The 13,915-nt window shown below is 70.6% G+C and carries 10 protein-coding genes; 9 read left to right on the forward strand and 1 reads right to left on the reverse strand.

Translation table 11 applies throughout. The features are described from left to right. Positions 1-43 precede the first annotated feature (43 nt). The 8 genes from ACIA6C_RS27205 (at position 44) to ACIA6C_RS27240 (ending at position 11,552) form a co-directional block, all read left to right on the forward strand. Complete coding sequence (locus tag ACIA6C_RS27205) at positions 44-1,270, forward strand: acetyl-CoA C-acyltransferase (protein WP_329199237.1); 1,227 nt, start codon at positions 44-46, stop codon at positions 1,268-1,270. Continuing rightward, positions 1,267-3,405, forward strand: a complete 2,139-nt coding sequence (locus ACIA6C_RS27210; RefSeq protein WP_361131759.1) for a 3-hydroxyacyl-CoA dehydrogenase NAD-binding domain-containing protein — start codon at positions 1,267-1,269, stop codon at positions 3,403-3,405. Before ACIA6C_RS27205 ends, ACIA6C_RS27210 begins: the two co-directional genes overlap by 4 nt. A 131-nt stretch (positions 3,406-3,536) precedes the next feature. Further along, the gene (locus ACIA6C_RS27215) at positions 3,537-4,583 is read left to right on the forward strand and encodes a signaling protein (RefSeq protein WP_399279688.1); all 1,047 of its coding nucleotides are present in this window, start codon (positions 3,537-3,539) and stop codon (positions 4,581-4,583) included. Between the two features lie 164 nt (positions 4,584-4,747). Then, positions 4,748-6,745 (forward strand): hypothetical protein, encoded by a 1,998-nt coding sequence (locus ACIA6C_RS27220; protein WP_399279690.1) that lies wholly within the window; start codon positions 4,748-4,750, stop codon positions 6,743-6,745. A gap of 67 nt (positions 6,746-6,812) precedes the next feature. After that, positions 6,813-8,318, forward strand: coding sequence for an SDR family NAD(P)-dependent oxidoreductase (locus tag ACIA6C_RS27225; protein ID WP_399279692.1), 1,506 nt, complete (start codon positions 6,813-6,815; stop codon positions 8,316-8,318). A gap of 2 nt (positions 8,319-8,320) precedes the next feature. Beyond that, positions 8,321-9,142, forward strand: coding sequence for a rhamnogalacturonan acetylesterase (locus ACIA6C_RS27230; protein WP_361131748.1), 822 nt, complete (start codon positions 8,321-8,323; stop codon positions 9,140-9,142). After that, positions 9,139-9,933 carry an Ig-like domain-containing protein gene (locus ACIA6C_RS27235; RefSeq protein WP_366080081.1) on the forward strand — a complete coding sequence of 265 codons (795 nt, stop codon included), beginning with the start codon at positions 9,139-9,141 and terminating at the stop codon, positions 9,931-9,933. Before ACIA6C_RS27230 ends, ACIA6C_RS27235 begins: the two co-directional genes overlap by 4 nt. A 17-nt stretch (positions 9,934-9,950) precedes the next feature. Further along, positions 9,951-11,552: a glycosyltransferase family 2 protein gene (locus ACIA6C_RS27240; protein WP_399279695.1), complete on the forward strand. Its 1,602-nt coding sequence runs from the start codon at positions 9,951-9,953 to the stop codon at positions 11,550-11,552. A gap of 18 nt (positions 11,553-11,570) precedes the next feature. Here ACIA6C_RS27240 and ACIA6C_RS27245 read toward each other — a convergent pair whose 3' ends face one another. Then, positions 11,571-12,722 (reverse strand): hypothetical protein, encoded by a 1,152-nt coding sequence (locus tag ACIA6C_RS27245; protein ID WP_399279697.1) that lies wholly within the window; start codon positions 12,720-12,722, stop codon positions 11,571-11,573. A 125-nt stretch (positions 12,723-12,847) separates the two neighbouring features. On the opposite strand from ACIA6C_RS27245, the gene ACIA6C_RS27250 reads away from it, so the two are divergent. Further along, a complete protein-coding gene (locus ACIA6C_RS27250) occupies positions 12,848-13,909 on the forward strand; it encodes an LCP family protein (protein WP_366080078.1) in 1,062 nt (353 codons plus the stop codon). The last annotated feature ends 6 nt before the right edge of the window (positions 13,910-13,915 follow it).

A 13,915-nucleotide genomic window follows, 5' to 3' on the forward strand; every position in this document is an offset into this window, starting at 1 on the left:
GCCACGCGCAGCAGTGCCACCCCGCACCTGGAGGAGAGCCAACGTGCCTCGTACCGTCAGGGACGTCGTCTTCGTCGACGGCGTCCGCACCCCGTTCGGCAAGGCGGGCCCGAAGGGCATCTACCACGAGACCCGCGCCGACGACCTCGTCGTGAAGGCGATCCGGGAGCTGCTGCGCCGCAACCCGGACCTGGACCCCGCGAAGATCGACGAGGTCGCCATCGCCGCGACCACGCAGATCGGCGACCAGGGCCTGACGCTGGGCCGTACGGCCGGCATCCTCGCGGGCCTCCCGCAGTCGGTCCCGGGCTACTCGATCGACCGCATGTGCGCCGGCGCGCTGACCGCCGTGACCGCCGTCGCGGGCGGTGTGGCCTTCGGCGCCTACGACGTCGCCCTCGCCGGCGGTGTCGAGCACATGGGCCGCCACCCCATGGGTGAGGGCGTCGACCCGAACCCGCGGTTCGTCTCCGAGAAGCTGGTCGACGAGTCCGCCCTGTTCATGGGCATGACCGCCGAGAACCTGCACGACCGGTACCCGACGATCACCAAGCTCCGCGCCGACGAGTACGCCGTGCGCTCGCAGGAGAAGGCCGCCAAGGCGTACGCCGACGGCAAGATCCAGCAGGACCTGGTCCCGATCTCGGTGCGCAACACCAACGAGGCCGCGGGCGAGACGGGCTGGGGCCTGGTCACCTCCGACGAGCCGATGCGCCCGGGTACCACGCTGGAGAACCTGGCCGGCCTCAAGACCCCGTTCCGTACGCACGGCCGAGTCACCGCGGGCAACGCCGCCGGTCTCAACGACGGCGCGACCGCCGCGATCATCGCGTCCGAGGACTTCGCCCGGGAGAACAACCTCCCGGTCAAGATGCGCCTGGTCTCGTACTCCTTCGCGGGTGTCGAGCCGGAGGTCATGGGCTACGGCCCGATCCCGGCCACCGAGAAGGCCCTCGCCCAGGCCGGCCTGTCGATCTCCGACATCGGCCTGTTCGAGATCAACGAGGCGTTCGCGGTCCAGGTGCTCGCCTTCCTGGAGCACTACGGCATCGCCGACGACGACTCCCGCGTCAACCAGTACGGCGGCGCGATCGCGTTCGGCCACCCGCTCGCCTCCTCGGGCGTGCGCCTGATGACGCAGCTGGCCCGCCAGTTCGAGGAGCAGCCGCACGTCCGCTACGGCCTGACGACCATGTGCGTCGGCTTCGGCATGGGCGCGACGGTCATCTGGGAGAACCCGCACTTCACCTCCGAGGGAGACGCCAAGTGAGCACCACCACTGAGCTCCTCAAGGGCGCGGCCGAGCTGTTCCCGGACGAGGTCGTGACCCAGGCGCACGTACGCCACCTGGACCTGCCCTTCGGCGCCGGGCGCTTCGCGCTCATCACGCTGGACAACGGCTTCGACCACACCAAGCCGACCACCTTCGGTCCGCAGTCCCTCGCCAACCTGAACGCAGCGATCGACCAGGTCGAGCAGGAGGCCACCGCCGGCTCCATCGTCGGCGCGGGCATCACCGGCAAGCCGTTCATCTTCGCGGTCGGCGCCGACCTCAAGGGTGTCGAGCTCCTCAAGAACCACGACGAGGCGCTCGCCATCGGCAAGGGCGGCCACGACGTCTTCAAGCGCCTGTCGGCCCTGGCCGTCCCCACCTTCGCGTACTACAACGGTGCGGCGATGGGCGGCGGCGTCGAGGTCGGTCTGCACTGCACCTACCGCACCGTCTCGAAGGCCATCCCGGCCTTCTCGCTGCCCGAGGTCTTCCTCGGCCTGGTTCCCGGCTGGGGCGGCTGCGCCCTGCTGCCGAACCTGATCGGCGCGGAGCGCGCGGTCTCGGTCATCATCGAGAACTCGCTCAACCAGAACAAGCAGCTGCGCGGCAAGCAGGTCTTCGACCTGGGCATCGCCGACGCGCTGTTCGAGGGCGCGGACTTCCTGGAGCAGTCGCTCCTGTGGACCGCGAACGTCCTGAACGGCACCACCGAGGTCGTCCGCGCCGAGGTCGAGCGCGGTGACGCCTGGGACGCGGCCGTCGCCAAGGGCCGCTTCATCGCGGACTCCAAGGTGCACGGTGCGGCCCCGGCCGCCTACCGGGCGCTGGAGATCATCGCCGCGGCCAAGGACGGCGACCTCCAGGCCGGTTTCGACGCCGAGGACAAGGCCCTCGCCGACCTCATCATGGGCGGCGAGCTGCGCTCGGGCATCTACGCCTTCAACCTGGTGCAGAAGCGCGCCAAGCGCCCGGCCGGCGCCCCGGACAAGTCCCTGGCCCGTCCGGTCACCAAGGTCGGCGTGGTCGGCGCGGGCCTGATGGCCTCGCAGCTGGCGCTGCTGTTCCTGCGCCGCCTGGAGGTGCCGGTGGTCCTCACCGACATCGACCAGGAGCGCGTGGACAAGGGCGTGGGCTACGTCCACGCCGAGATCCAGAAGCTGCTCGGCAAGGGCCGCATCAACCAGGACAAGGCGAACCGCCTGACCGCCCTGGTGAGCGGCGTCCTGGACAAGGCCGAGGGCTTCGCGGACGCGGACTTCATCATCGAGGCCGTGTTCGAGGAGATGTCCGTCAAGCAGAAGGTGTTCGCGGAGGTCGAGGCGGTCGCCCCGGCGCACGCGATCCTCGCCACCAACACCTCCTCGCTGTCGGTGTCGGAGATGGCCTCCAAGCTCCGGCACCCGGAGCGCGTGGTCGGTTTCCACTTCTTCAACCCGGTCGCGATCCTCCCGCTGCTGGAGATCGTCCGCGGTGAGCAGACGGACGACGCCTCGCTGGCCACGGCCTTCGGTGTCGCCAAGAAGCTCAAGAAGACCGCGGTCCTCACCAAGGACGCCCCGGCGTTCGTCGTGAACCGCATCCTGACCCGCTTCATGGGCGAGATCCAGAACGTCATCGACGAGGGCACCCCGGTCGAGACCGCGGAGAAGGCCATCGAGCCGCTCGGTCTGCCGATGTCGCCGCTGGTCCTCCTGGAGCTCGTGGGCCCGGCGATCGGTCTGCACGTCTCCGAGACCCTGAACCGCGCCTTCCCGGAGCGCTTCACCGTCTCCCCCAACCTCAAGCGGGTCGTCGAGGCCGGCAAGCGCGGCTTCTACGTCTACTCCGCCGAGAACGGCTTCAAGCCGGAGCTGGACCCCGAGGTCGCCGCGCTCCTGGAGCAGGGCGACTCGGTCCTGACCGAGGAGCAGGTGCGCGACCGCGTCCTGGACGCGGTGGCGCAGGAGATCGGCCTGATGCTGGAGGAGGGTGTCGTGGCCGAGGCCCAGGACATCGACCTCTGCCTCATCACGGGCGCCGGCTGGCCCTTCCACCTGGGCGGCATCACGCCGTACCTGGACCGCGAGGGCGTCTCCGAGCGGGTGAACGGCAAGAAGTTCCTCGCGCCCGGCCTGGCGAGCGTCCCGGCCTGACCCGGGCACCGACCCCGGACGCCCGTCCCCCTCACCAGGGGGGCGGGCGTCCGCCGTTTCCCGGAACCCCTGAGTCCGGCTCTACGGGGGTGGCTGCGGCCGGCGGTGAGGCGGCTGGCAGAATATCGGGCATGGCGGACGACAACAGACCTTTCAGCCGCCGGAATCTGCTCTTCGCGGGCGGCGCCCTCGCCGCCGGCATCACCACGAGCGGCCTCGTGTGGGCACTCGGTTCCGATACGGATGAAGAGCCGCCGGACAACTCCCCTCCACTCGTCGGCGAGTTCGATATGCGGACAGGTGCGGAACTGCTGGCGCCCACGCCGCTTTTCAACACGACGGGTCCCCAGTCGTTCGCGTTCGACGATGCGAACGGGCTGCTCTACACCCTCCAGGGCATTCAGGGTGATATCCAGCTCGACGGCGAGACGGAGCCGGTGGATTCCGGTGCCCGCAAGAGCGCGGGCGATATGTGCCTGACGCGGATGAGCAGTTCCGGCGTACCGCTCGGGCACATGTATCTGCGCGGCTTCGGGCACGGCATTTCCTTCGGCGTGGAGCCGGTCGGCACGTCCACCTACATATGGGTGGAGGGCAGGCCCGACCTGGCGAGCGGCTACGGCCGCTCGGTGGCACGGGTGCGCTTCAAGGACGGGGCGCTGGTCGACGGCTCGGACGACGCCGTGACCCAGTACGAGCCGGTGCCCGGCGCCACCGAGGTCTCGCCCGCACTGGACCTGGCGGGCGGCCGGGTGCTGGTGAGCCACACCGAGGACGGGGAGCACCGGTTCTCGGTGTACGGGAAGGCGGACTTCCTCGCCGGTCACTTCGACGCCGCGCACCTGATGCGGGCCGGGGTGCAGGTCAAGGAGGAGGAGTGGTTCCAGGGCTGCGCGCTGCACGGGGACTTCGTGTACGTACTGACCGGCCATCCATATACCGGAAAGAAGGGGGACAATCCCCCCAAGTCCGGGGGAAATACCTATGTCTCCGCAATAGACATCCGAACCGGCGAGCCGCAGGGCCGCCGCAAGGTGACGGTGGCTCCCGGTCTACCCTATAGGGAACCCGAGGGAATGGCCATCAGTACGGCCGGCGGGCGGGCCGGATTGTGTGTGGGATTTTCCATAAAGGCCGAGGAACGGCGCGAGCTGACGGTGTATCGCTTCACCCCATGAGGGTCGCCTGACCTCGAACGACACAGGCGCGGCAGGTTCACGGGGACCCCGAGGATCGTTGGCCCGGGGTTCACCGGACGTTCTTAAACCGTCCATAAAGCTGCTTATACTTCTCCGACGCGCTGATAGAACCTTTAACCACCTCCTTGGGAGAGACTCCCCCGATGGGCTCCAAACGACTGCACGCCGCCATGGGCGTACTGATCACCTCTGGGCTCATCCTCAGCTTCCTCGGCATGATGGTCGCCGTCGCGCTGGTCTCCGTACCGCTGTTCACGTACTGCGCGGCCGTCAGCTACGTGGCCGACCTGATGCTCCACAACACGGAGTCGACGACCCTGGAGCGGCTGCGCGACTCCCGCTTCGGTCTGACGATGCGCTTCCTCATCCGGCAGTTCCTGCTGCTGGGCCTGTGCGGGGCCGTGGCCGACATCGCGTCGTTCGTGTCGCAGATGACGACCATCGGGCTGCTCCTGCTGTTCATCCTCCAGCTCGCCTACGGGGCGCTCCTCAAACACGTGCGCAAGCAGCGCAACGAGCTGCCGTTCACCACGCGCGGGCTGGACACCGAGACGGCCCTCGGCATCCGGCGCATGCCGCACCCCTTCCTGGTGAACAAGCACGTCCGCAAGACGCTCCACCTGGACATCCCCCTCGTGGGCGGCGCCCTGGCCACCATCGCCACGGACGACTGGCGCTTCGTCACGTACGGGATGATCACCACCGTCTTCGTCGCCTACCTCTCCCTGCTGGTGCTGCTGCCCGACGCCCGCAACGCGCTCAAGCTGCCCACCACCGACGAGGCCATCGACGAGCTGAACCACCAGCTGGCGCACTACCGCCCGCAGGTCGCGCTGTACTTCACCTTCGCCGCCATCTCCAAAGACTTCATGTACCAGGTCAACATGTGGCTGGAGTCGCTGGAGTCCCTGGAACTGCGGCCCATTATCGTGCTGCGCGAACGGGCGACCCTGCGCTACCTCGACGCGACGTCGGTTCCCGTCATCTGCGTCCCCAAGGCGGACAACCTCGCGCGGATCGAGATGAACGAGCTGCGGGTCGCCCTCTATCCAGGCAACGCGGGCAAGAACGTGCACATGCTCCAGCGCGCCGAGGTCAAGCACGTCTTCATCGGCCACGGCGACAGCGACAAGCTCGCCAGCAGCAACCGCGTCAGCAAGGTGTTCGACGAGATCTGGGTGGCCGGCCGCGCCGGGCGCGACCGCTACGAGCGCATCAAGCACGCCGTGACCCACAACCAGATCGTCGAGGTCGGCCGCCCCCAGCTGATGTCCCTCCAGCGCTGGACCGGCAAGGTCGCGGGCCCCGTGCCCACGGTCATCTACGCCCCCACCTGGGAGGGCTGGACCGACGACGCCTGCTACACGTCCGTCATCCCGGCCGGCGAGAAGCTGATCCGGGCGCTGCTCGACCACGAGCTCGACATCCGCATCATCTACAAGCCGCACCCGCTCACCGGCTCGCGGTCCGCCGAGGCGGCCGCCGCGCACCGGCGCGTCATCGCCCTGCTCGAAGAGGACAACGCCCGGCGTTTCGGCCGCAACGTCACCGATTCCAAGGCCGCCGCCAAGAAGCTGGCCCGGATCGACAAGCGCATCGCCGACCTCTCCGAGCGCGGTGTCCGCTCCAAGTACCCGGACCTCACCGAAGAGGAACGCACCGCCCGCATCCGGCGCAGCCGCAACCAGGCGGGCAAGCTGTACTGGAGCGCGATGCCCGACGCCGCGCACCACGTGGTCACCGAGCGGATCCCGGCCCTCTACGACTGCTTCAACCAGTCCGACCTGCTCATCGGCGACATGTCGAGCGTGGTCTCCGACTTCATCGCGACCCTCAAGCCGTACGCGATCTTCAACCTGGACGGCCTGCCCGACCAGGAGTTCCGCAACGAGCAGCGCACCGCCTACGCCTCGTACCTCCTGGACTCCGACTGCAACGGTCTGTCCCAGGCCATCGAGGCGATGCTCAGGCCCCGCGAGGATTTCATGGCCCCCTACCGGGAGCAGCTGAAGCAGTACCTCCTCGGCGAGGAGTACCCACCCTCGGTCGTCCGCTTCAACGCCGCCGCGAACAACCTCTACCGGCGCGGGCTCCTCGACTTCCCCATCGAGGAACCGGAACAGACGTACCACCCCGCATGACGGGCGGACTCCCCGTAGTCCCATCCGCCCGCAGCCATGACTCCCCTCAGCCCAGGAAGAAGGCGACGTGTCGTCCAGACCCAGCCCCCGCCGCACCATCGCCGTCGTCCTCGCCGGGGGTACGGGCCAGCGCATCGGCCTCGAAATACCGAAGCAGCTGCTCAAGATCGCCGGTAAGCCGATCCTGGAGCACACGCTGCACGTCTTCGAGAGCGCGGCGGACGTGGACGAGGTCTTCCTCCTCATGACGCCCGACTACGTGGACGACGCCCGGCGCATCGTCGAGCGGGCCGGGCTGGAGAAGGTCACCCGCGTGCTGGCGGGCGGCTCCACCCGCAGCGAGACCACCCGTATCGCCATCCGCGCCGCCTCCGAGGGGCTCGGCGAAGGCGAGGACGTCAACCTCCTGTTCCACGACGCCGTGCGTCCGCTGCTGTCGCAGCGCGTGGTGCGCGAATGCGTGGAGTCCCTGGAGCGCTACCAGGCCGTCGACGTCGCGATCCCCTCCTCCGACACCGTCATCGTGACCCGCACCCACGGGGGCGACGGCGAGTTCATCACCGAGGTGCCCGACCGCTCCCGGCTGCGCCGCGGCCAGACCCCGCAGGGGTTCCGGCTCTCCACCATCCGCACCGCGTACGAGCGGGCCGCCGCCGACCCGTTCTTCCAGGCCACCGACGACTGCTCGGTGGTGGTCAAGTACCTGCCGGACGTACCGGTCCACGTGGTCACGGGCGACGAGTACAACATGAAGGTCACCCAGCCGGTCGACGTCTTCATCGCCGACAAGCTGTTCCAGCTGGCCTCCCACGCCGCGCCCGCGCAGGCCGGGGAGGACGCCTACCGCTCGCAGCTCTCGGGCAAGACCGTGGTCGTCTTCGGCGGCTCGTACGGCATCGGCGCCGACATCGCACGCATCGCCGAGGGCTTCGGCGCCCGCGTCTTCGCGCTGGGCCGCTCCACCACCGGCACGCACGTGGAGAACCCCGACCACGTCGCGGAGGCGCTGGCCGGGGCGTACGCCGAGACCGGGCGCATCGACTTCGTCGTGAACACTGCAGGCGTGCTGCGGGTCGGCCGGCTCGACGAGGCCGGCGACGACACCGTCCGCGAGGCGCTGGAGGTCAACTACCTGGCCCCCGTCAACATCGCGCGGACCGCGTACAAGTACCTCTGCGAGACCCGCGGCCAGCTGCTGCTCTTCACCTCCAGCAGCTACACCCGCGGCCGCGCCAAGTACAGCCTGTACTCCTCCACGAAGGCCGCCATGGTCAACCTGACGCAGGCGCTCGCCGACGAGTGGGCCGAGGACGGCATCCGCGTCAACTGCGTGAACCCGGAGCGCACCGCCACCCCGATGCGGACCAAGGCGTTCGGGCAGGAGCCCTCGGACTCCCTGCTGACCTCCGAGGCGGTGGCGCTGACCTCGCTGGACGTCCTGCTCTCCGAGATGACCGGCCACGTCATCGACGTGCGCAAGCAGGACCCGACGACCAACGCGGCGCAGCGCTCCGCGTTCGATGCGGCGCTGGCGTCCGTACTCATCCAGACCACGGAGGACGGGGGAGTCTAGTCGTGAGCTACGTACCCGAGCCGCAGCGGGGGCGGCCGCGGCGGCTGTTCGTCGCCGGTGACTCGCAGGCCGTCAGCCGGCCCTACAGCTACCTGCCGATGGCGGGCTGGACGCAGGCACTGCCGCTGTTCCTCACCGATGCCGTGGAGGTCGTCAACTGCGCCCGTGCGCGGGCGAGTTCCAAGAGCTTCCGGGAGCGGGGCAGGCTCCAGTGGATCCTGGACCAGCTGGAGCCGGGCGACTACTTCCTGTTCGGCTTCGGCCAGATCGACGTGAAGCCCGATCCCGGGCTGCACACGAAGCCGTTCTCCACCTTCCGGGAACAGCTGACCGCGTACGTGCACGGCGCGCGCGAACGGCAGGCGCACCCCGTGGTGCTGCTTCCGTACGAGCGGCGCCGCATCGACGCGCACGGCAACGTCGCCCGCTTCCTGGGCGACTACCCGCTCGCGGCCCGCCGGCTCGCCGAGGACGAGCACGTCCCCTGCATCGACCTGTACGGGCAGAGCCTGCAGTGGTGGGAGGAGCTCGGGCCGGAGGCGTCCAAGCCCGTCTTCACCTACCTGCGGCCCGGTGAGCCGTTGCTGGAGAACGTCCACGACGGGGACAACGTGCACCTGCGGGCCGAGGGCGCGATCGAGTGCGCCCGCTTCGTGGCCCGCAGCCTCGCCGAGCAGGGGGTCGTCCCCTCCCACTGGGTCCGTGACCTCGACCGCAGCCGCTTCTCGTACGAGGAGCTGGGCTGGCTGGACGAGGAGACCTTCAAGCACCGCACCGCGTCCCGGGTGTCCGGGCCCGTGGCCGCGAAGGAGTCCCGCGCGTGAACCTGCTCCGCCGAGGCCGGGCCGCCGGCGACGATCCGTCGTCGGGCGCCGTCTACGCGGCCCTGTACAGCTCCGCCGACCCCCGGACCGGGGCCGCGCCCGGGGAGACGGTGCAGTTCGCGCTGTCCGTCGCGGCCGACCCGGGGGCCGGGCGGGGCTGTGCGTACCTGATGGAGGAACCGCTCAGCGGCGCCGGTGAGATCGTCGGGGTGCAGGGGCTGGAGTACTTCCCGCGCCAGCGCTGGTTCCGGGTGCGCACCGACGCCGGTGAGACCAGTACCGGCGCGCTGCACCTGCGGGTCGGCGAGGTGACCGGACCGCGCAGCATCCGTGCCCAGATCGTCGTCGGTGTCCCGGACGCGTCGGGCCGAAAGCTCATCCGTACCGGCCGGCTCGGCGCGGAGCCGCTGCCCCTGCTGCCGCCCGCCGCACGGGGCCTGCGGATCGTGACCGCACAGGGCAGCCCCGGCACGGTGAACCTGCTGTCGGGCGCCCCGGCGGGCAGTACCGCCGTATCGGTGTCGCAGCCGCGCAGCGGAGAGGCGGAGCTGTCGTACGACGGGTGGGTCACCTACACCCCCGCCGCCGGAGCCACGGGCTACGACCGCTTCACGTACACGGTGACGAGCCCGGCCGGAGTGGAACTGACCTCGCACGTCAACGTGTTCGTGGGGTCGCCGGACTCTCCCGGCGCCTTCCCCGAGCGCCCGGCGGACAGTGCCCGCCGCCCCTGGCAGTGGCCCGAACTCACCGGTGAGATGCCCTGGCCCCACCGTTCCCGGCAGAACTGAACGAGGATCACGAGATCATGAACACAGCCGTCGTGGGCGTCATGGACATGAAGGACGTAACGGTCGCGCTCCGCGTCCGCGACCAGGCCGCCGCGCTCGACGCCTGCCTGGCCTCGGTCTTCGCGCAGACGATCGGTACGGACCGGCTGGAGATCATCGCCGTCGACGACGGGTCCACGGACGAGAGCGGATCCGTGCTGGCCCGCGTCGCACACCAGCACCCCTCGGTGGTGCGCATGGGGCAGGTGGCACGCGGGATGACCCCGGCGTCTTCCCGCAACTGGGCACTGAGCCAGGTCCGGGGCCGGTACGTCATCTTCCTGGAGGCCACCGACCGCCTGGCCCCGGACGCGCTGGAGCGGATGGTCACGGCCGCCGACGCGTATGAGGCGGACGTGGTGCTCGGGAAGACCGAGGGGCCCGGCGCACCCCCGGAAGCCGCCTCGCTTTTCCGCAAGAACCAGCCCTATTCCGATCTGGACTCCTCGAAGGTCTATTGGTCGCTGAGCCCGGACAAGCTGTTCCGCAGCACGCTGCTCCAGCGCCGCGCGCTGGCCTTCCCCACCGACATGACGATCGGTGACGACCAGGCCTTCACCGCCGCGGCGCTCATCGCCGCGGACAACGTCTGCGTCGTCGCCGACGGGGCTTGCGTGGTCAAGGGCGCCGCCCCGGCCCCCCACGCCACCTCGGCGGACCGGGTCGCGCTGGCCTCGCGGATGCTGGCCCTGGTCGGCTCCCTGCTGCCCGAGGGGCCCCGCCGGGACCGGCTTCACGCACGGCACCTGGAGGTGGAGCTCGGGGAGGCCACCGCCGCCGCCCTGCTGACGGTCACCGACCCGGCTGAGCGCGAGCAGGCTCTGTGGTCGGCCGCGGAGGTGCTGCGTACCCAGGTGTCGCCCGGGGCGCTCGCGCTGCTGCCGCGCAGGGTGGCGGTGCGCTTCGCGCTGCTGGCCGCGAACCGCTTCGCCGAGGCGCAGGCGATGGCCGCCTTCGAGGCCGACAAGGACCGGCCGGCCGTACGCAAGACAGTGGAGAACGGCCGGGTGTTCACCACGCTGCCGTTCTTCCGCGACCCGCACGTGGGCCTGCCGGACGACCTGTTCGACATCACCGGCGACATGACCGTCAGCCATCAGTTGCAGAAGCTGCGCTGGGACGGCCCCATGCTGCTGCTGGACGGCTTCGCCTTCTTCGAGCAGCTGTCGACGAAGGAGCGGGCCACCCGGGTGGTGCTGCGGGAGCGGACCAACGGGGCCCGGGAGACCTACACGGTGACCGCCCGGCGGGACGACACGCTGACCAACGCCAAGGGCCGGCCCCGCGCGATGGGCCGCTTCTCGGCCCGGGTCAACCTGGCGCAGACCGCGAACGGCTGGCCGCTGGCGCCGGGCGTGTGGGACCTGCACCTCGCGGTGAGCTTCGAGGGCGTCACGCAGGAGGTGCGCCTCGGCCCCCGGCGCGGCCCCGATGTGGACACGACCTCCCGGATGCCGGTACGGATCGCGCCCGCCCCCGGGGCCGGGGGCATGGAGCTGGTCGCCACCCCGTACTACACGGAGTCGGGGGGCCTGAGCATCGAGATCGCCCAGCGGACCCCGCTGCCCGGGGGCAACTGAGCCGTCTGTCGCGCGGGTTCAGCCGACGGTCGTCCAGGGGCCGAAGGCCAGGCCCTGCTCCGTGGTGTCCTGGCGGGTGAAGGTGAGGGCCCCGTCGCGGTCCAGGGCCGCGACGACGAGCCGGCCGGCCGCGTCGACCGCCACCTGGGGGGCGCGGGCCCCCGGGGCCCCGAGGGGGACCCACCAGGTGCCGTAGCCCTCGTTCTCGGTGACGTAGGCGGTGACTTCGACCTCCCCGTCCGCGCCCACCTGGGCGAGCACCGTGCAGTCGTAGCCGCCTATGTCGGCGCGGGTGACGCCCGGGGCGCCACGGCCGCCGTGGCCGCCCAGACCCATCAGGCCGCCCTGCGCGCCCGGTGCGGCGGGGCGCCAGGCGACCAGCGAGCCGTCGCCGGGGTAGCGCCAGAAGTAGGTGACCCGGCGCGGTCCCGTCTCGCACACCGCGGGGGTGCCGGGGACGACCGGCGTGGGGACGCGGTCGGCGAGGACGAACCGGCCGCCGCTGACGCCGCTCCAGCGGTCGGCTCGGCCCGGGCCGAGGGCGAGCAGTTCCAGCGGCCCGCCGTTGGGCATCAGCGGGGTCACGTCGCCCGCGTAGGACTCGTCGGCCAGTTGCTTCCAGCCGCCCCACTTCCCCTCGGCGTTGCGGCTGCGGCGCAGGACGCCCCCGTAGCGCAGGGAGACGATGACGTGGGTCGAGCCGGAGCGCTGGTTGACGGCGATCCGGGGCGGACCGGCCGGGCCGTCGCCGGTGGGGCCGCCGCGGAGCGCCGGGGTGCCGAGGCTGTGCCAGTCGATGAGGCCGCGGCCTGGCTGGAACTGGGTGGACACGAGGATCTCGGGCCTGCCCGAGCCGTCGGGAGCGGCGGTCTGCGCCACGAAGTGCACGTACCCCTCAGGGCTGCGGGCCATCGCGACGGGGCCGGTCCAGCCCGGGACTTCGAAGAGCTCGGGGCCGGTCCAACCGGTGCGGGGCGCGGCGGCCTCGGTCCAGCGCAGGAGGCCGCGCGGGCCGGAGGCGTAGGCGGTCAGGCGGCCGTCGTCGCCCTTGAAGAGCCAGGTCCCGGCCGGGGGCGAGGCCGTGGGCGAGCCGGCGGCCCCGGCTCCGGAGGCTTGGCGGGCACCACGGGCCGAAGTGGCGGTCCGGCTACCGCCTCTGCCTCGGATCACGCCGCTCTCCACTCATCCGCCGAGTCGTCCCGCCCGGACGGGCAGGGCTGTTCACCCGAAAGAACCAGCCACTCGAAAGTGTGTCTTATGATGCACCCCATCGATGATAGAAGGGCTCCGCCTCCATGACCGACCGGCCCTCGGGCTCCTCCCCTTCCTCCCGGCGCCGTCCGCGTCGCGGCAGGCGCGTCCTGTGGATCGTACTGTCGGTCCTGGCGGCCCTCGTCCTCGCCACGGGTGGCGCCGGCTGGTGGGCCTACAGCCACCTCAACGGCAACATCGACAGCGTCGACCTGGACCGGGCCATCGGGGACAACCGGCCGCCCAAGGTCGTCGAGAACGCCCAGAACGTCCTGGTGCTGGGTTCCGATTCGCGGGCCGGAGCCAACGGGGACCTGGACCACGGCGACGTCAGCGGAGCCCGCTCGGACACCGCGATGCTGGTCCACATACCCGAGGGCCGGTCCAGGGCCACCGCGGTCAGCATCCCCCGCGACACCCTGATCAGCCGGCCCGAGTGCAAGGACGAGGACGGCGCCACCGTGCCGCCCGCGAACCGGGTCATGTTCAACTCGGTCTACTCGGTGGCCGGTCCGGCCTGCGTGGTCAAGACCGTCGAACAGCTCTCCGGGATCCGCGTGGACCACTTCGTCGAGGTCGACTTCGCCGGCTTCAAGGACCTCGTGGACGCCCTCGGCGGGGTCACCGTCACCCTCGACAAGCCGATGAGCGGAGCCAAGGGCGGCCTCAAGCTCGACGCGGGCACCCACCGGCTGAACGGCACCGACTCGCTCAAGTTCGTCCGTACCCGCTACGGCTACGGCGACGGCAGCGACCTCGGACGCATAGGCCTCCAGCAGAAGTTCATGCTGGCGATGCTGGCCGAGATCAAGAACCAGGACGCCCTCGGCAACCCGGCGCGGCTCTACAAGCTGGCCGACGCCGGCACCAAGTCGCTCACCACCGACTCCCAGCTCGCCTCGCTGACCGCGCTGGCCGACTTCGCACAGAGCATGAAGGGCGTCGACCCGGCCACGATGGAGACCATCATGCTGCCCGTGGCCTACGACAAGGTCGACCCCAACCGGGTGATCGTGGCCCAGCCGCAGGCCTCCCAGCTGTGGGACGCCCTGCGCGCGGACCAGAAGATCCCCGCTTCGGCGAAGGACTCCCCCGCCAAAGGCTGAGGCCGG

Source organism: Streptomyces sp. NPDC051578 (assembly GCF_044454045.1).
In the GTDB taxonomy this organism is placed as follows: Bacteria; Actinomycetota; Actinomycetes; order Streptomycetales; family Streptomycetaceae; genus Streptomyces.

Excerpts from the sequence above, each read along its gene's own strand:
- ACIA6C_RS27215 (WP_399279688.1), top strand. The coding sequence starts at position 3,537 with ATGGCGGACGACAACAGACCTTTCAGCCGCCGGAATCTGCTCTTCGCG.
- ACIA6C_RS27220 (WP_399279690.1), top strand. The coding sequence starts at position 4,748 with ATGGGCTCCAAACGACTGCACGCCGCCATGGGCGTACTGATCACCTCT.
- ACIA6C_RS27240 (WP_399279695.1), top strand. The coding sequence starts at position 9,951 with ATGAACACAGCCGTCGTGGGCGTCATGGACATGAAGGACGTAACGGTC.
- ACIA6C_RS27250 (WP_366080078.1), top strand. The coding sequence starts at position 12,848 with ATGACCGACCGGCCCTCGGGCTCCTCCCCTTCCTCCCGGCGCCGTCCG.